This window comes from Serratia bockelmannii, assembly GCF_051803255.1.
GTDB classification, from domain to species: domain Bacteria; phylum Pseudomonadota; class Gammaproteobacteria; order Enterobacterales; family Enterobacteriaceae; genus Serratia; species Serratia bockelmannii.
Genome location: NZ_CP196512.1, coordinates 3212600 through 3228776, shown reverse-complemented (window position 1 = coordinate 3228776; position 16177 = coordinate 3212600). Strand labels below are relative to the sequence as shown.

General features: G+C 62.2%; 16 protein-coding genes. 2 read left to right on the top strand and 14 right to left on the bottom strand.

From position 1 onward, the window contains the following. Positions 1-2: 2 nt before the first annotated feature. The 10 genes from pcaF to paaA are packed head-to-tail and all read right to left on the bottom strand — an operon-like array spanning position 3 to position 8347. Positions 3-1208, bottom strand: coding sequence for a 3-oxoadipyl-CoA thiolase (pcaF, locus tag ACSJLU_RS15345; RefSeq protein ID WP_380824820.1), 1206 nt, complete (start codon positions 1206-1208; stop codon positions 3-5). Continuing rightward, positions 1205-1645: a hydroxyphenylacetyl-CoA thioesterase PaaI gene (gene paaI / locus ACSJLU_RS15340; RefSeq protein ID WP_016927190.1), complete on the bottom strand. Its 441-nt coding sequence runs from the start codon at positions 1643-1645 to the stop codon at positions 1205-1207. Before paaI ends, pcaF begins: the two co-directional genes overlap by 4 nt. After that, positions 1642-3174, bottom strand: coding sequence for a 3-hydroxyacyl-CoA dehydrogenase (locus ACSJLU_RS15335; RefSeq protein WP_380824822.1), 1533 nt, complete (start codon positions 3172-3174; stop codon positions 1642-1644). Before ACSJLU_RS15335 ends, paaI begins: the two co-directional genes overlap by 4 nt. Before the next feature lie 2 nt (positions 3175-3176). Beyond that, complete coding sequence (paaG, locus tag ACSJLU_RS15330; RefSeq protein WP_380824825.1) at positions 3177-3968, bottom strand: 2-(1,2-epoxy-1,2-dihydrophenyl)acetyl-CoA isomerase PaaG; 792 nt, start codon at positions 3966-3968, stop codon at positions 3177-3179. 3 nt (positions 3969-3971) lie between these two features. After that, positions 3972-4745: a 2,3-dehydroadipyl-CoA hydratase PaaF gene (gene paaF / locus ACSJLU_RS15325; RefSeq protein WP_127146039.1), complete on the bottom strand. Its 774-nt coding sequence runs from the start codon at positions 4743-4745 to the stop codon at positions 3972-3974. Positions 4746-4753: 8 nt separating this feature from the next. Next, a complete protein-coding gene (gene paaE, locus ACSJLU_RS15320) occupies positions 4754-5812 on the bottom strand; it encodes a 1,2-phenylacetyl-CoA epoxidase subunit PaaE (RefSeq protein WP_127146038.1) in 1059 nt (352 codons plus the stop codon). Between the two features lie 13 nt (positions 5813-5825). Further along, a complete protein-coding gene (gene paaD / locus ACSJLU_RS15315; protein ID WP_025303365.1) occupies positions 5826-6323 on the bottom strand; it encodes a 1,2-phenylacetyl-CoA epoxidase subunit PaaD in 498 nt (165 codons plus the stop codon). A 9-nt stretch (positions 6324-6332) separates the two neighbouring features. After that, positions 6333-7091, bottom strand: coding sequence for a 1,2-phenylacetyl-CoA epoxidase subunit PaaC (gene paaC / locus ACSJLU_RS15310; RefSeq protein WP_025303364.1), 759 nt, complete (start codon positions 7089-7091; stop codon positions 6333-6335). A gap of 8 nt (positions 7092-7099) precedes the next feature. Next, on the bottom strand, positions 7100-7387 hold the full coding sequence (gene paaB, locus ACSJLU_RS15305) for a 1,2-phenylacetyl-CoA epoxidase subunit PaaB (protein ID WP_004935173.1): 288 nt from the start codon (positions 7385-7387) through the stop codon (positions 7100-7102). Positions 7388-7408: 21 nt separating this feature from the next. Continuing rightward, complete coding sequence (gene paaA, locus ACSJLU_RS15300; RefSeq protein ID WP_033647856.1) at positions 7409-8347, bottom strand: 1,2-phenylacetyl-CoA epoxidase subunit PaaA; 939 nt, start codon at positions 8345-8347, stop codon at positions 7409-7411. A 317-nt stretch (positions 8348-8664) separates the two neighbouring features. Between paaA and paaZ the strand changes: the two genes are divergently transcribed. Continuing rightward, positions 8665-10731 (top strand): phenylacetic acid degradation bifunctional protein PaaZ, encoded by a 2067-nt coding sequence (gene paaZ / locus ACSJLU_RS15295; protein WP_049295901.1) that lies wholly within the window; start codon positions 8665-8667, stop codon positions 10729-10731. Between the two features lie 43 nt (positions 10732-10774). On the opposite strand, the gene ACSJLU_RS15290 is transcribed toward paaZ, so the two are convergent. Beyond that, positions 10775-11668 (bottom strand): Kdo hydroxylase family protein, encoded by an 894-nt coding sequence (locus tag ACSJLU_RS15290; RefSeq protein ID WP_025303361.1) that lies wholly within the window; start codon positions 11666-11668, stop codon positions 10775-10777. 479 nt (positions 11669-12147) lie between these two features. Beyond that, the gene (locus tag ACSJLU_RS15285; protein ID WP_127146036.1) at positions 12148-13701 is read right to left on the bottom strand and encodes a sensor domain-containing diguanylate cyclase; all 1554 of its coding nucleotides are present in this window, start codon (positions 13699-13701) and stop codon (positions 12148-12150) included. A gap of 160 nt (positions 13702-13861) precedes the next feature. Here ACSJLU_RS15285 and ACSJLU_RS15280 point away from each other — a divergent pair, with 160 nt between their 5' ends. Continuing rightward, a complete protein-coding gene (locus ACSJLU_RS15280; RefSeq protein ID WP_043140533.1) occupies positions 13862-14056 on the top strand; it encodes a hypothetical protein in 195 nt (64 codons plus the stop codon). Positions 14057-14071: 15 nt separating this feature from the next. Here the strand turns inward: ACSJLU_RS15280 and yjdN are convergent, their stop codons facing one another. Then, entirely contained in the window at positions 14072-14491 is a 420-nt protein-coding gene (gene yjdN / locus ACSJLU_RS15275) for a VOC family metalloprotein YjdN (RefSeq protein WP_025303359.1), read from the bottom strand. Positions 14492-14667: 176 nt separating this feature from the next. Continuing rightward, the gene (locus ACSJLU_RS15270) at positions 14668-15588 is read right to left on the bottom strand and encodes a Kdo(2)-lipid IV(A) acyltransferase (RefSeq protein WP_043140536.1); all 921 of its coding nucleotides are present in this window, start codon (positions 15586-15588) and stop codon (positions 14668-14670) included. Between the last annotated feature and the right edge of the window lie 589 nt (positions 15589-16177).

Here is a 16177-nt window from a genome sequence, read left to right as displayed (position 1 = left end):
GGTCAGACACGCTCAATGATCATGGCGATGCCTTGGCCTACGCCGATGCACATGGTGCACAGGGCGTAGCGGCCGGCTCGCCGTTCCAGTTCAAACAGGGCGGCTAGCGCCAGGCGCGCGCCGCTCATGCCCAACGGATGCCCCAGAGCGATCGCGCCGCCGTTGGGGTTAACCTGTGGGGCATCGTCCGGCAGGCCAAGCTGGCGCATCACCGCCAACGCCTGGGCGGCGAACGCTTCGTTCAATTCGATGACGTCCATCTGCGCCAGGCTCAGCCCGGCGATCTCCAGCACCTTGCGGGTGGCCGGCAGCGGGCCGATGCCCATCAGCCGCGGCTCTACGCCGCAGGTGGCGGTGGCGACGATGCGCGCCCGCGGCGTCAGGCCTTGGCGTGCTGCCATCGCTTCAGAGGCGACGATCAGCGCCGCCGCGCCGTCGTTCAGGCCCGAGGCGTTGCCGGCGGTGACGCTGCCGGGCTGACGGAACGGGGTTTTCAGCGCCTGCAACTGCTCGAAGGTGGTGTCGGCGCGCGGGTGTTCATCCTGGCTGAACAGGGTGACCGCGCCTTTTTTACCGGTGAGGCTGACCGGCGCTATCTCCTGCGCCAGGTGACCCAGCGCCTGCGCCCGGGCGGCGCGCTGCTGGCTGCGCAGCGCAAAGGCGTCCTGATCGGCGCGGCTGATGTTGAACTGCGCCGCGACGTTTTCGGCGGTCTCCGGCATCGAATCGGTGCCGAACTCGGCCTGCATCCGCGGATTGACGAAGCGCCAGCCGAGGGTAGTGTCGTACAGCTGCGTCTGGCGGCTGAAGGCGCTGTCGGCCTTGCCCATCACCAGCGGCGCACGGGTCATCGATTCCGCGCCGCCCGCCAGCAGCAACCCGGCGTCGCCGGCCTTGATGCTGCGTGCCGCCATCGCCAGCGCATCCAGGCCCGAACCGCACAGGCGGTTCACCGTGGTGCCGGAAACGCCGATCGGCACGCCGGCCAGCAGCAGCGCCATGCGTGCCAGGTTGCGGTTGTCTTCCCCGGCCTGGTTGGCGCAGCCGAGGATCACGTCGTCCAACTGCGCCCAATCCGCCTGCGGATGGCGTTCCAGCAGCACGCGCAGCGGCAGGGCGGCGAGATCGTCAGCGCGCACCTGGGCCAGCGCGCCGCCATAGCGACCGATCGGGGTGCGCACGCCGTCGCAGATAAATGCCTGATTCATGCCTGATCTCCTAAAATACTGTGGCCGAGGCGGTGCGCGCGGCCGCGGAACCAGGCGACGGTTTTGCCCAGTTGGTTGACGATCTCGACGTCGTACAGCCCGGTGGCTTTGCCTTGGTGGCGCACCGCCGCGCTGGCGGTGAGGCGATCGCCGGCCAGTGCCGGGCGGACGAAATCGATGCTGCAGCCGGAGGCCACCGCCGCCAATCCCTGGCTGTTGCAGGCGTAGGCGAAGGCGGTATCCGCCAGGCTGAACAGCTGGCCGCCGTGGCAGGTCTGGTGGCCATTGAGCATCTGCGGGCCGACGGTCATGCTGACCTGTGCGTACCCTGCATCGACGGCGTCGATATGCATCCCCATCGCCTGAGCGCAGGTATCTTGCTGGAACATCTGTTCGGCGCAGCGCTGAGCCAGCGCGCGCGGCGTATTGGCGTTCATCGTTCGGCTCCTGAGAAAGAGGCGGGGGAAGCGTAGCGGCGCAGCAGCGGCATCGGGCGATAGCGCGCTTCGCCGTAATAGCGTTGCAGGTTTTCCAGCGTCGTCAGAATGTGGCGCCAGCCGAGTGCGGCGCCCCAGGCCAGCGGGCCGCGCGGATAGTTGACGCCGCGCAGCATCGCCAGATCGGTATCTTCGGCGCCGGCGACGCCTTTGTTCACCACGTCGAGCGCTTCGTTGGCCAGCATGGCCAGAGTGCGCATCGTCAGCAGGCCGGGATAATCCGGCAGTTGAATGACCTGCTTGCCGAGGGACTGCAGCAGGCGAATCGCGTTGGCATTGTGTTGCGCGCCGTTTTGCGCAGCGCAGCTGATGGCGATGGCGGAGGCATGCGCATAGTCGGCACAGAGATCGAACAGCACCACGGGCGTTCCACGTTCGTCGGCCAGTTGGCCGGCGGTTTTACCATTGGTTAACATCATTGTAACGTCGTCGATCGTGAGGTACGGGCTGGTCTGGCCAGGTTGTTTGATCGCCCCCGCATTTTCGATCAACAGTTCCGCCAAATCGGCCAGCGAAGACCAGTCGCCGTGCAGCGTGACGCGTTGCGGCGGCGCGGCCTGCGCCGGCGGCGCAAAGGCGATCATCTCTGCGGCGGGCCGTTGCGCGTCGTAGCGGTAGAAGCCGCGGCCGGATTTGCGGCCGAGATGTCCGGCGGCCACCAGCTCCTGCTGCACCAGTGAGGGGGTGAAGCGCGGATCCTGGTAGAAGGCCTGATACACCGAGTCGGTCACGGCGTAATTGACGTCCTGGCCGATCAGATCGGTCAACTGCAGCGGGCCCATGGCGAAGCCGCCGGCGTCGCGCATGACTGCATCCAGGGTGGCGGCGTCGGCCACCCGTTCCTCCAGCGCGCGCAGGGTTTCGGCGTAGAATGGCCGCGCCACGCGGTTGACGATAAATCCCGGCGTCGAGCGGCATACAACGCTCTGCTTACCCCAGCGCTGCGCCAGGGCCTGCAGCGCGGCGAGGGTCTCTACCCCGGTCTCCAGACCGCTGACGATCTCCACCAGCTTCATCAGCGGCGCCGGGTTGAAGAAGTGCAGCCCGGCCATGCGCGCCGGGCGCTGCAGTGCCCCGGCGATGGCGGTGATTGACAGCGAGGAGGTATTGCTGGCGAACAGCGCCGTGGGCGAGCAGACCGCTTCCAGATCGCGGAACAGGCTCTGCTTGATCGCCAGATTTTCCGCCACCGCTTCAATCACCAGTGCGCAGTCGGCCAGCTGCTCGAGCGAATCGGCGCATTCGAGGCGCGCCAGCAGCGCTTCGGTGGTCGCGGCGTCGGCCTTGCCGCCGTCGACCCGCTGGCGCAGGCGGCGAGCGAGATCGTCGATCGCGCGCTGGGCGGCGGCGGGCGCGATGTCGAACAGCCGCACCGGATGGCCGGCGGCAGCGGCCACCTGGGCGATGCCGATGCCCATGGTGCCGGCGCCGATCACCGCCACCTGGCCATTAAGAAAGGGCGCGTTCATGGCTATTTCCCGCTGAAATTTGGCGTGCGTTTGGCGAAGAACGCGCTGACGCCTTCGCGATAGTCGTCGCTGCGGCCCCCCAATCGCTGCAGATCGCGCTCCAGATCGAGCTGTTGATCGAGGCTGTTGGTGGCCGAGCTGTAGAGGGCTTTCTTGATTAGCCCCAAACCGTAGGTCGGCTGGGTGGCCAGATGGCGCGCCAGCGTTTGCGTGCGGTCGGCCAATTCATCCGCCGGCACCACCTGCCAGATCATGCCCCACTCCAGCGCCTGCTGGGCGCTGATTTTGTCACCCAGCAAGGCCATGCCCATCGCGCGGGCGTGGCCGGCCAGCCGTGGCAGGAACCAGCTGCCGCCGGAATCCGGCACCAGCCCCAAACGGCAGAACGACTGAATAAAGCTGGCGTTGTCGGCGGCGATGACGATATCGCACGCCAGGGCCAGCGCGGCGCCGGCGCCGGCCGCCACGCCGTTGACTGCGCATACCACCGGTTTCGGCAGGGCGGTCAGGCGGCGGATCAGGGGGTTGTAGAAACGTTCGACCGACAGGCCGAGATCCGGCGCCTGTTGATCGGTGCTGACGTTGCGATCGTTGAGATCCTGCCCGGCGCAGAAACCGCGCCCGGCACCGGCGATCAGCAGGCAGCGCACGCTGTCGTCGCGCTCGGCTTGCGTCAGCGCTTCGCTCAGCTGGCGATGCATTTCGTCGTTAAAGCTGTTGAGCCGATCCGGCCGGTTGAGGGTCAGCGTCAACACGCCGGCGTCGAGATGGCTGAGAATCAATGCGTTATCCATAAATCAGCGCCCCTGATAGTTTGGCGTACGTTTTTCGAAAAAGGCGGCGATGCCTTCGCGGCGATCGTCGGTGGCGGCCAGGGTGACAAATTGCTGACGCTCCATCGCCAGCCCCTGGCTAAGGCCGATTTCCTCGGCCTGTTTCAGCGCCTGTTTGGCGGCGCGCAGCGCCAGCGGCGCCTGACGGCTGATGCGATCGGCAATCTGCTGCGTGCGTTCCAGCGTCAGGGCATCGACGCACACTTCGCTGATAAGGCCAGCCTGCAACGCAGTGCGGGCGTCGATGGCTTCGCCGGTCAGCACCATCTGGCTGGCGCGCGCCTTGCCGACGCAGCGGATCAGGCGCTGGGTGCCCCCGGCGCCCGGCATCAGGCCGAGGGTGATCTCCGGCAGGCCGAAGCGGGCGCTTTCGCCGCCGATGGCGATGTCGCAGGCCAGCGCCAGCTCGCAGCCGGCGCCCAGGGCATAGCCGTTCACCGCCGCCAGCAGCGGCTTGCTGAACTGCGCCAGACGCTGCCACAGCTGCGGACGGCGATCCGCCAGCGCGGCCGGCAGATCCTGCTGTTGCAGTTCGCGCAGATCGGCGCCGGCGGCGAAAAAGCGCGCCGCGCCGGCGATCACCACGGCGCCCACGCCGCTGTCGGCATCTGCCTGCTCCAGACGGGCAACCAGCTGTTCCAGGCACGGCGTGCTCAGGGCGTTGCGCGCCTCCGGGCGGTGCAGCGTCAGCGTGACCACGCGGTGTTGCTGCTGATGCAAAATAAAGGGGGTATCCATCGCGGCTCCTAGACGTCGAAGTCCAACACCACGCCGTCGCCTTTCGGCCACGACTGGCAGCTCAATACGTAGCCCGCCGCCAGCTGATCCGGCTCCAGGCTGTAGTTGACGCCCATCTCCACCTGGCCGGCCTTCAGACGGCATTTGCAGGTGGCGCACACGCCGCCTTTGCAGGCGTAGGGCAGATCGGCGCCCTGGCGCAGCGCGGCATCGAGAATGCTGTCGTCCTGTTCGCCGATCTCGATATCCAACCGGCGGCCGTCGAGCAGGATCGCCACCCGGGTAGCGTTGCGATCGCCGCTGTGGCGCGGGCGGGTGACCAGGCCGCTGGTGTTGAAGCGTTCGCTGTGGATGTGATTGGCCGGTACGCCGGCCTGCTCCAGCACGGTTTGCGCGTCGTCCATCATCGATTCCGGCCCGCAGATAAAGGCGTGGTCATAGTCGCGGAAATCCAGCAGCGCGCCGCCGATCGCCGCCAGGCGTTCACGGTCGATGCGGCCGCTGAGCAGCGGGCTGTCGAGACTTTCCTGGCTGAACAGGTACAGCGGCTGAAAACGCTGCGGGTAGCGGTTTTTCAGATCCGACAGCGCCTCTTTGAACATCATTGAACGGCTGTTGCGGTTGCCGTAGATCAGGGTGAAGCTGCTGCCCGGTTCGAGCAGCAGCGTCGCCTTGATGATCGACAGCATTGGCGTGATGCCGGAGCCGGCGGCGATCGCCAGGTAGTTGCCGTGGCGCTCTGCCTGCGGCTGGTAGCCGAAGCGCCCCTGCGGCACCATCACCTCCAGTGCGTCGCCGACTTTCAGCATGCGGTTGATGAAGCCGGAGAAACGGCCCTGATCAATCGCTTTTACGCCGATCTGCAGCAGGCCTTCCTGCGGCGAACTGCAGATGGAGTAGCAACGCCGCAGTTCTTCGCCGTTGACTAGCGCCTTGAGCGTCAGGTGCTGGCCGGGGGTATAGCGGTATTGGTTTTGCAGCTCTTCAGGCACCCGCAGGGTGATGGCTACGGCGTCAGGCGTTTCGCGCTCGATGGCGGCGACGCTCAGGCGATGAAAGACCGTCATGGTGTCAGCGCTCCTATATGCATTTGAAATAGTCGAACGGTTCCCGGCAGTCGCAGCAGCGGTACAGCGCTTTACAGGCGGTGGATCCGAACTCGCTGATCTTCTCGCTGTGGGTGCTGCCGCAGCGCGGGCAGGCGACCGGGCCGTGGGCATGCGGCCGATCGCAGGTGTGGCCCTGCGGGGGCGCTACGCCGTATTGCCGCAGCCGCTCGCGGGCGTCGGCGTTCATCCAGTCGGTGGTCCAGGCCGGGCTGAGGCGAATGTCCACCTGCACCGGGCTGAAACCGGCGGCCGCCAGCCGCTGCTCGATAGCGTTGAGCAAAAATTCGGTGGCCGGGCAGCCGGAATAGGTTGGGGTGAAGGTCACGCGCCAGCCGCTGCCGTCGCGTACCACGTCGCGCACCATGCCCAAATCGGTGATCGACAGCACCGGCAGCTCGGGATCGCTGATCTGCTGCAGGCAGTGCCAAATCTGCGGGATTTCGGCGGGTTGCAAACGAGTGACGTTCATCGCGGCCTCCTACCACTGACTGTTTGGGTAGGCGCGCTGCAGGAACTGCATCTCCGCCAGCAACGGGCCGAGGTGTTCGCTGTGCTGACCTTGCTTGCCGCCGTGACGGAACGCCTGCTCGGCGGGCAGCGCCAGCGTCGCCTGCCGCAGCGTCTCTTCCACCTGCGCTAGCCAGGGGGCCTGCAGCGTGCGCGGATCGACGGCGATGCCTTGTTCCGCCAACGCCAGTTCCAACGCGTCGGCGTGGAACAGCTCGGCGGTAAAGCGCCACAGGTTATCCAGCGACTGTTGGATCTTGCGGTGGCTGATGTCGTTGCCGTCACCGAGGCGGATCATCCAGCCGTGGCTGAAGCGCAGGTGATAATCGGCCTCCTTCAACGATTTGGCGGCGATGGCGGCGATCTGCGCATCGCGGCTGCGGCTCAGCGCCTGGTGCAGCTGCACGTGGTAGGCGTCGAGCAGGAACTGACGCACCAGCGTGTCGTTGAAACCGCCGTTCGGCTGTTCCGCCAGCAACAGGTTATGAAACTGGCGTTCGTCGCGGCCGAAGGCCAGGCTGTCTTCGCTGCAGGGCGGGCCGGCCAGTTCGGCGGCGTAGCCCAGGAAGTGGCGCGCCTGGCCGAGCAGATCGAGACCGATGTTGGCCAACGCCAGATCGATTTCCAGTTCGGGCGCGTGGCCGCACCAGGCGCACAGACGCTGGGCGAGGATCAGAGGCGTGTCGCCCTGGCGGAGCAAATAGCTGATGCGCGGATCGTTAACCGTCATGGTCGCCTCTACATGTTCTTGATGCCGTCGGGGATGGTGTAAAACGTCGGATGACGGTAGATCTTGTCTTCGGACGGATCGAAGAACGCGCCGCGATCTTCCGGCTGCGAGGCGATCAGATGGCGCGATTGCACCACCCAGATCGAACAGCCTTCGTTGCGGCGCGTGTAGGCGTCGCGGGCGTTTTCCAGCGCCATTTGGTCGTCGGCGGCGTGCAGGCTGCCGACGTGGCGATGCGCCAACCCTTGTTTGCTGCGGATAAACACTTCATACAGCGGCCATTCAACGTGGCTCATGATCTCGGTTCCTTATGTTGGCTATGCGGCGGAAGCGGCGTTTTTCGCGGCGTGGGCCATGGCGCCGTCGCGCACCCAGGCGCCGTCTTCCCAGGCGCGGCGTTTGGCCTGCAGGCGTTCGTGGTTGCATTGGCCGCGTCCTTTGATCACTTCATGCAGTTCGCTCCAGTCGATCTCGCCGAAGCGATAGTGGCCGGCGGCCTCGTCCCAGGTAAGACTCGGGTCTGGCGCCGTCATGCCCAGCGCCTCAAGCTGCGGCACGGTGTTGTCGACGAATTTCTGCCGCAGCTCATCGTTGCTGTGGCGTTTGATTTTCCACGCCATGCTCTGGGCGCTGTGAGGGGAGTCGGCGTCGCTCGGGCCGAACATCATCAGCACCGGCCACCAGAAGCGATCGATAGCGTCCTGCAACATGGCACGCTGCGTGTCGCTGCCGTTGGCCATCGCCATCACCGCCTCGTAGCCCTGGCGCTGGTGGAAGCTTTCTTCTTTGCAGATTTTCACCATCGCCCGCGCATAGGGGCCGTAGGAGGCGCGGCACAGCGCTACCTGGTTGACGATGGCGGCGCCGTCGACCAGCCAGCCGATCACGCCGATATCCGCCCAGTTGAGCGTGGGGTAATTGAAGATGGAGGAATACTTCATCTTGCCGTCGAGCATCTTTTGGTAGATGTCCTGGCGCGAACAGCCGAGGGTCTCGGCGGCGCTGTAGAGGTACAGACCGTGGCCGGCCTCATCTTGCACTTTGGCCAGCAGCACCGCCTTGCGGCGCAGCGTGGGGGCGCGCGTCAGCCAGTTGGCTTCCGGCAGCATGCCGATGACTTCCGAGTGGGCGTGTTGGCCGATCTGCCGAATCAGGTTCTGACGGTAGGCGTCCGGCATCCAGTCTTTGGCCTCAATGGCGATATCCGCCGCGATCTTGTCGTCGAAATGCTGCTGATATTGTGCGTCAGTTGTCATGCTCGCCTCTTGGTGATTCGTGTTTTTCACATTAGATATAAAAATGTGAATCACTTTAACTAACCATAAGGCTACAAGCTGATAACAAAAAGATCAAACGAGATTCATGTGGTTTTGCGAGCTCACTCACAAGGTTTTTTGTTATTTTATTGATTTAATTTGATAAATAAAATAATCAATTCCGTATTAATGACAGGGTAAGCGGCTTGAAAACGGGTTTTGTTCTGTTTTTGTTAAAATTTGATTTGGCGTTGACTGGCATTTATGTGATACGTAATTAAGCTGTAGGGTGAAAATTTATGAATTTTGGAGGGCACATGCAGCAGTTACACAGTTATCTATCTGGCGCCTGGGTGTATGGGCAGGGAGAGGGCCGCGAGATCCGTCACGCCGTGACTGGCGAAGCGCTGTACCAGGTCTGCTCCGACGGCCTGCCGTTAGCGGCGAGCCTGAGCTATGCCCGCAGCCACGGCGGCCCGGCGCTGGCGAACATGACATTCCAGCAGCGCGCCCAGATGCTGAAAGCGGTGGCCAAACACCTGCTGGCGCATAAAGAGGCGCTGTATCAGATTTCCTATCAAACCGGTGCGACGCGCAGCGACGGCTGGGTCGATATCGAAGGCGGCATCGCCACGCTGTTCGCCTATGCCGGCATGGCCGGCCGCGATCTGCCGGATGATACGCTGTGGCCGGAAGACGAGTTGATCCCGCTGTCGAAACAGGCGCAGTTCGCCGCCCGCCACGTGCTCACTTCGCGCCCTGGCGTGGCGCTGCACATCAACGCCTTCAACTTCCCGTGCTGGGGCATGCTGGAAAAACTGGCGCCGACCTGGCTGGCGGGCATGCCGGCCATCATCAAGCCGGCCACCGCTACTGCGCAGCTGACGCAGGCGATGGTCAGGCTGATCGTCGACAGTGGGCTGGTGCCGGAAGGGGCGCTGCAGTTGGTTTGCGGCGGCGTCGGCGACATGTTTGCGCACCTGGATTATCAGGATGCGGTGACTTTCACCGGCTCGGCGCAGACCGGGCAGCGGCTGCGTGCGCATCCGCGCCTGCTGGAAAAATCGATCGCCTTCACCATGGAGGCGGATTCGCTCAACTGCTGCGTGCTGGCGGAGGACGTGACGCCGGAGATGCCGGAGTTTGCGCTGTTCATCAAAGAAGTGTGCCGTGAAATGACCGCCAAGGCGGGGCAGAAATGTACTGCGATCCGCCGCATCATCGTGCCGGCGGCGCAGGTGACGGCGGTGCGTCAGGCCTTGTTGCAGCGCCTGGCGGGGGTGACGGTGGGCGACCCGCAGCTGGAGCCGGTGCGCATGGGGGCGTTGGTCAGCCACGAGCAGCGTGAGGATGTGCAAAGCAAGGTAGAGTTCCTGCTGCGCAATGGTTGCGAACCGCTCTGTGGCGCGGCGCTGGATAAGCTGGAGATCCTGGGCGACGGCGCGCGCGGTGGGGCGTTTTATCCACCGACCCTGCTGTATTGCGCCGATCCGTTCACCCATCAGGCGGTGCACGGCACCGAGGCCTTTGGGCCGGTGGCAACGCTGATGCCGTATGCGGATACCGAGCAGGCGATCGCGCTGGCGTTGCTGGGGCAGGGCAGCCTGGCGGGATCGCTGGTGACCGCCGATCCGGCGTTGGCCAAGCGCTTCATTCGCGCGGCGGCCTGCGCCCACGGCCGAATGCTGATTTTGGATGAACAGGCGGCGGCGGAGTCCACCGGCCACGGTTCGCCACTGCCGATGCTGGTACACGGCGGCCCGGGGCGCGCCGGTGGCGGGGAAGAGCTGGGCGGACTGCGTGCGGTGAAGCACTATATGCAGCGCACGGCGATCCAGGGCAGCCCGGCGATGCTGGCGGCCATCGGCGGTGAATGGGTGCGCGGCGCGCCGGTCGCCGAGCATCCGGTACATCCGTTCCGTAAATACTTCGAGCAGCTGCAGCTGGGCGACAGCCTGTTGACCGCGCGCCGCACCGTGACCGAAGCGGATATCGTCAACTTCGCCTGCCTGAGCGGCGATCATTTCTACGCGCACATGGACAAGATCGGCGCCGCCGATTCCCTGTTCGGCGAGCGAGTGGCGCACGGTTACTTTGTGGTGTCCGCCGCGGCCGGGCTGTTTGTCGATGCCGCCGTCGGGCCGGTGATCGCCAACTACGGCATGGAGAATCTGCGCTTTATCGAACCGGTGAAGATCGGCGACACCATTCAGGTGCGGCTGACCTGCAAGAAGAAAATCCGCAAGCCGCAAAAAACCGCCGAGGATCGGCCGCACGGCGTGGTGGTGTGGGATGTGCAGGTGTTGAATCAGGAACAGCAGCCGGTGGCGCTGTACAGCATCCTGACGCTGGTGGCGCGCCAGCAGGGGGACTTCGAGGCGTAATACGCGTTTGCCGCCGCCGGCAGCCCCGGCGGCGGCAATCTATTCAGATCAGCGGCTGACCGCGCAGCTGTTCCAGCACTTTCAGCGGCGAGCGCTGCGGATCCTGCATCTTGTTCACCGGCAACAGGAAGGTCTGTTCCAGCATAAACTGGCCGCCCATCGCGGCGTGCGGCGTTTGATCCGAGAAACAAATCCAGCTGCTGCCCGGCGGAAACGCCAGCGCCAGCTGCGGCCCCTGCTGCTGATAATCGCCGTCGGCCTTCATGGCGTCGTGCAACTGCAGCATCAGGTGGTCATAATGGCTGCGGCGGGTCTTGGTGATGCGCACCTGATGCTGCAGCCAGCTGCTGAGGGCGGAGTAGCGTGCGAGGCGCGGCATAAAGCGTGCCGCCAGCTCAGGGAACGGTTCACCGACGCGCCATTGGCGGTGCTCGCCGTGCGGGTTGATGTTGGTAAAAATGCGCAGAATGCGTTCGCCGTAGTTCGGGCGCGACGGGAAAGCGTCAACGTGCAGGCGGCTGTCGTCTTTGCGCCAGGAACTGGTCGCCCGCCAGGCGGAAACCGGGTGCAAACGCAGGCTGCCGGTCGGATGGTGCAGCGCCTCCTGATACTCGGGCAACAGCCCGGCGATCAGCTGGCGGCACGACTGGTAATAGCGCTCCAGCAGTTGCTGAACCTGCTGCCGGCGTTCCGCGACGGCGACGCCGGTCAGCTTGCCGGACAGCGGCTGATAGCTGATGTTTTTGCGCTTCGGATCGACCAACGTCGGATCCAGCAGTGGCATTTCCTGTTCAGACAGGGTGAAGGCCAGCTCGGGCAGAAACAGTACCTTGCCCTGTTCCAGTTCGCTGACCGCGCTGGATGCTTCCGCTGCCGCCCATTGTCGCAACGGCAGCGTCAGGACGGCCTGTTCACGCATAATATCGCCAGTAGGCATGAGATCTCCTCGCAAATCTATATCGCTTTATTCCCGTCTTTCAGGTTGCCGCGTGATTGGCTGCACTGGCTTGCGCAGTGGCTGGCTGGAGCGGCGTCAGCAGGCCGCTCAATTGCAACGTGAAATTTGTGGGTTCTATTATGGATGTATCAGCAGGGCGCAGTGCGCCGAAGCGTGCGATGGCTTCCTGATAGAGAGAATATTCCCAATAAGGATATCACCGGCAATACCAATGAAAAGTAAACGAGGGCTAAACGGGGCTGCGCGTAGGCACGAATAATCAAAAATGGCACGAATTGTCTGCGGAATGGTGTATTTTTTATCTTATTGAATTGTAATGGAAATAAATATGCTGCTTATTTATTGGCGTTATTTCATTCAAATAGCAGGGCAAACCGGGGAAATAATGTTGCGGAGTGGAATTATTTCATCTTGTCGGGAATAAATCGGGCCGCCAAATTTGGAGACCCGATTATTGATTAAGCACCGTAAATGCAGTTTTTGCCTTTTTTCTTGGCCTGATACAGCGCGCTGTCCGCCTCATTGATAAAGCTGATCGGCGTATCGTTATACATATGTGGCACTTTGGCGCAGATGCCGATGCTGATGGTGACGATACCGTGCGGGTTGCCCTGATGCGGGATCTTCAGATCGCGTACCGCCTGGATGACGCGTTCGGCGAAAATCAGTGCGCCCTGAATGTCGGTATCCGGCAGGATAATCCCCATCTCTTCGCCGCCGTAGCGCGCTAAAACGTCGTTGCTGCGGCACGCCAACCCTTTGAGCGTTTGGCCGATCTGCTGCAGGCACTGGTCCCCGGCGACGTGGCCATAGCTGTCGTTGTACTGTTTGAAATAGTCGATATCCAGCATCAGCAGCGCCACGCTGCGGTAGTTGCGCGAAGCCCGCGCCAGCTCGTTCTTCAGCGCGATATCAAACTGGCGGCGGTTGGCCAGCCCGGTCAGGCCGTCCAGCAGCGCCAGTTCTTCGAGCATCTGGTTGATGCTGGTCAGCTGATCGCGGGTGCGCATCAGCTCGGCTTCGGTTTGCATGCTGTGCTTGATTTGCCGCAGCAGCACCATGCCCATCGCCAACAGGATCATCAGCAGCGAGAGGCCACCGGCGGCGAACAGCCCGGCGTCGGTGCGCCAGTCCGCCAGCGCGTCGCGTTTCGACAGCCCGGCGGCGATCACCAGCGGAAAGCGGTTGACCCGCGAATAGCCGTAGATGCGCTCCACTTTGTCGTACAGCGAGGTGATGGTGGCGTTGCCGAATTCCGAATGCGGCAAAATTTCGCTGAACAGCACGCCCTTGGCGATGTTTTTACCGATCGACGCCGCCGAGTAGGGGCGGCGGTAAAGGATGGTGCCGTCCGCCAGCAGCAGGTTCAGCGAGGCGTCAGTGTTGAGGGCGAAGCTGTCGTAAAACTGGCGGAAATAATCGACGTACAGCGTCGCCAGCACCACGCCGCCAAAGCTGCCATCCGGGTGGTTGAAGCGCCGCGAAACGGGAATGATCAGATCGCCGGTGGTGCGGCTGCGGATCACCTTGCCGATGTACAGGCCGCTGCCGTCGCGGTTTTGATGGTATTTGAAGTAATCGCGATCGGCGTTGTTGGCGTTCTTGATGAATTTGCCCGAGGAGGTCGCCAGCCAGCGGCCGCGCGCATCGTAGAGAAACAGCCCATGCAGCTGCGGCAGGTTGCCGACCTGCGTCTGCATGACGCGCTGCAGCCGCGTCAGCTGCGATGGACCCAGCCCGTCGTTCTGGAGACGTTCGGTCAGATCGAGCAGATTGCCGTCCACCTGCATGAAAGTATCGTCGGCATGCTGCGCCAGCGAACGGGCGAGGTTGGCGGATTCATGCTCGGCGCTGCGCAGATCGCGCTGGTGCGCGTTCCAGATTTGCCAGCTGTTAAAGAGGATCAGCGTGGCGGCAACGATGATGACAAACACGCCGGCCTGAAATAATAATGGGGAGCTTTTAACGCTGCGCGGCGGCACGGCATCCTGTATGGGTTGCTGCTGAGTCATGTCACCCTTGTTGTTTGATTACTATTTAGTTCGAGTTAAGAGCAATCTTATATTTTATGCATAAACGCGCCAGACCTCTAGCCCTTAACGAGGCGATAAGGCGAAAGGGCGATCGCAACCCGCATTTGCGGCGGCGTGAACGCGAAGGAGTAAAAGGGCCATGTCGGATTACATCATTATCGCTTTACTGACGCTGGCGGTGTATTACCCCCTCACGCTGGGGGGGCTGGCGGTGATGATGTTCTTCGCCTGGCGGCGGCGCCGGTCGCCCTATTGGCGGTTGGGATTGGCGCTGTTGGCGCTGCTGTTCGTGCTGTTCGCCAAGGTGGCGTATGACTGGCACCGCTACAGCTAGCGGCGCCATGACGGGTTATTCGACGTTGATCATCCAGTTGACGCCGAATTTGTCGGTCAGCATACCAAAGCCTTTGGCCCAGAAGGTGGCTTGGTAAGGCATCGTCACCTGGCCGCCCTGCGCCAGATTGTCGAACAGTTTGCGTCCTTGCTCCGCATCGCTGGGGTTCAGCGACAGCGAGAAGCCTTTGTGAGAAGCGCCGCCGCTGTCATCTTGTGGGCAGCCATCGGAGGCCATCAGTACACCGTCGCCGATCAGCAGACGCGCATGCATGATCGCTTCAGGATTGGCGTCCTGCGGCCCGCCTTGGCGGGCTTCTTCGGGCATGTCTTTGAAGCGCATGACCATTTCAATTTTGGCATTCAACTGCTGTACATAGAAGTTAATCGCTTGCTCACAGTTACCGCTGAAAAACAAATAGGGTTGTACCAGCATGACATTGACCTCGGTTGTGGCCCGACAGGCAACGACCGGCCCTCGGGCAGGAAGAAATGGTTGCTGGCGGCAATAATTGCCGTCGGTGACTTATTAGTGTAGTTCCCCTGACGCAGAATGCTCGTGCGAGGTGAGCGCCTTCGCCGCCGGCAGGGCGGGCGAAGGCGCGAAGGCGGTTAATACAGCGAGGGTTCGCCGGGTGGACGGGTTTTAAAGCGGCGGTGCAACCACATGTATTGATCGGGTGCCAGCAGCACCTGTTCTTCCACCACGCGGTTCATCATGGCCGCCGCGCGCGTTTCATCGTCCAGCGGGAAGTCCGTCAGCGGTGGCTGTACGATCAGCTCATAACCCTGCGCATGCGGCAGGCGGCGCGGCACGAATGGCACGATCGACGGCCGCCCCATGCGCGCCAGGATATAGGTGCCGGTCGTCGTGGCGGCGTTTTCCACGGCGAAGAACGGTACGAACACGCTGCTTTGCGGGCCATAATCGTGGTCCGGCGCATACCACAGGATTTCACCCTGTTTCAGGTTGCGGATCATGCCTTTGATATCTTTACGATCGATCATGAATTTATTCGAGCGTAGCCGGCCGCGGGTCTGCACCCATTCCATCAGTTTGTTATTGTGCGGGCGATGCACGCCGATGCCGGGGTTTTGCATGCCGAAGATGCGCGCACCCAGCTCCAGAGTGAGGAAATGCAGGCCGATCAGCAGCACGCCTTTCCCGTCCTGACGCGCCAACTGCATGTTTTCCATGCCGCTCACCTTAAACCAACGGGCGATGCGCCAGTCAGGCCAGAACCAGGCCATGCCGACTTCGAACAGGCCCATGCCGACGGACTCAAAATTTTTGACAATCAGCGCCTCGCGCTCGGCGGCGAGCATCTCAGGGAAGCAGAGTTCTACATTGCGGCGTGCTATTTGTACCCGGCGTTTCATCAGGCGCATGGCTATTCTGCCAAGGCCGTGTCCGAGTCGATAAATGAGCGGGTAGGGCAGTAACACCAAGAGATAGAGTATTCCCAGCCCTATCCACAGCAACCAATAACGAGGGCGCAAGAATTTGCGCTCAAAGCGTTGGTTAGAAAGCATTTTTTCTATGATTCCTTTTCTTTCCCAATGGGACCTTAACCCAAATTTTTATAAGGCGAATAGTAGAACATTTCGTGCTAAATAGGATTTTCCATTAATGCTTTTTTTTCACTTTATTTAAGCGCAGGCGAAAAATGGAGTGAGATAGGATTTTTACCGAGGGAAGGGAAGATATTTTCCGCTATTTCAACCGGCTGGTGCAATTGAAAAATAAAGACACAATTAAGCGCATCGCAAAAGTGACAACTGCTATGTAACCTTAATGAAACAGTAACGCGACGGAACCGTCCCAAACGGCGGCCAGTGCGTACAGTAGCGCGAGAATCAGGACAAAGGGGGCATTGAACATGGATGTTTCCTCCATGAGGATTTGTTTAAAGTTTAGCCTCTCGAGATGACGGTAGGATAAAGTTAGATCGTTTTTTGTACGGTGAAATTCAGACGGACGGAAATGGGTAAACCGCTGATTTTTTACTATAGTCATAGTGTGAAGTTGTGCGTTTGTCGGCGTACGCCTCTGCATTGAGCGGCAGCGGGCAGGTTGCCCAGAGCAAGATCGCGGAGCGGACGGCGCCTGGCGCGAAACATG

What these genes read in the sequence shown, in the direction of transcription:
- pcaF (WP_380824820.1), bottom strand. Translation starts at nt 1,208, where the DNA reads ATGAATCAGGCATTTATCTGCGACGGCGTGCGCACCCCGATCGGTCGC.
- paaI (WP_016927190.1), bottom strand. Translation starts at nt 1,645, where the DNA reads ATGAACGCCAATACGCCGCGCGCGCTGGCTCAGCGCTGCGCCGAACAG.
- ACSJLU_RS15335 (WP_380824822.1), bottom strand. Translation starts at nt 3,174, where the DNA reads ATGAACGCGCCCTTTCTTAATGGCCAGGTGGCGGTGATCGGCGCCGGC.
- paaG (WP_380824825.1), bottom strand. Translation starts at nt 3,968, where the DNA reads ATGGATAACGCATTGATTCTCAGCCATCTCGACGCCGGCGTGTTGACG.
- paaF (WP_127146039.1), bottom strand. Translation starts at nt 4,745, where the DNA reads ATGGATACCCCCTTTATTTTGCATCAGCAGCAACACCGCGTGGTCACG.
- paaE (WP_127146038.1), bottom strand. Translation starts at nt 5,812, where the DNA reads ATGACGGTCTTTCATCGCCTGAGCGTCGCCGCCATCGAGCGCGAAACG.
- paaD (WP_025303365.1), bottom strand. Translation starts at nt 6,323, where the DNA reads ATGAACGTCACTCGTTTGCAACCCGCCGAAATCCCGCAGATTTGGCAC.
- paaC (WP_025303364.1), bottom strand. Translation starts at nt 7,091, where the DNA reads ATGACGGTTAACGATCCGCGCATCAGCTATTTGCTCCGCCAGGGCGAC.
- paaB (WP_004935173.1), bottom strand. Translation starts at nt 7,387, where the DNA reads ATGAGCCACGTTGAATGGCCGCTGTATGAAGTGTTTATCCGCAGCAAA.
- paaA (WP_033647856.1), bottom strand. Translation starts at nt 8,347, where the DNA reads ATGACAACTGACGCACAATATCAGCAGCATTTCGACGACAAGATCGCG.
- paaZ (WP_049295901.1), top strand. Translation starts at nt 8,665, where the DNA reads ATGCAGCAGTTACACAGTTATCTATCTGGCGCCTGGGTGTATGGGCAG.
- ACSJLU_RS15290 (WP_025303361.1), bottom strand. Translation starts at nt 11,668, where the DNA reads ATGCCTACTGGCGATATTATGCGTGAACAGGCCGTCCTGACGCTGCCG.
- ACSJLU_RS15285 (WP_127146036.1), bottom strand. Translation starts at nt 13,701, where the DNA reads ATGACTCAGCAGCAACCCATACAGGATGCCGTGCCGCCGCGCAGCGTT.
- ACSJLU_RS15280 (WP_043140533.1), top strand. Translation starts at nt 13,862, where the DNA reads ATGTCGGATTACATCATTATCGCTTTACTGACGCTGGCGGTGTATTAC.
- yjdN (WP_025303359.1), bottom strand. Translation starts at nt 14,491, where the DNA reads ATGCTGGTACAACCCTATTTGTTTTTCAGCGGTAACTGTGAGCAAGCG.
- ACSJLU_RS15270 (WP_043140536.1), bottom strand. Translation starts at nt 15,588, where the DNA reads ATGCTTTCTAACCAACGCTTTGAGCGCAAATTCTTGCGCCCTCGTTAT.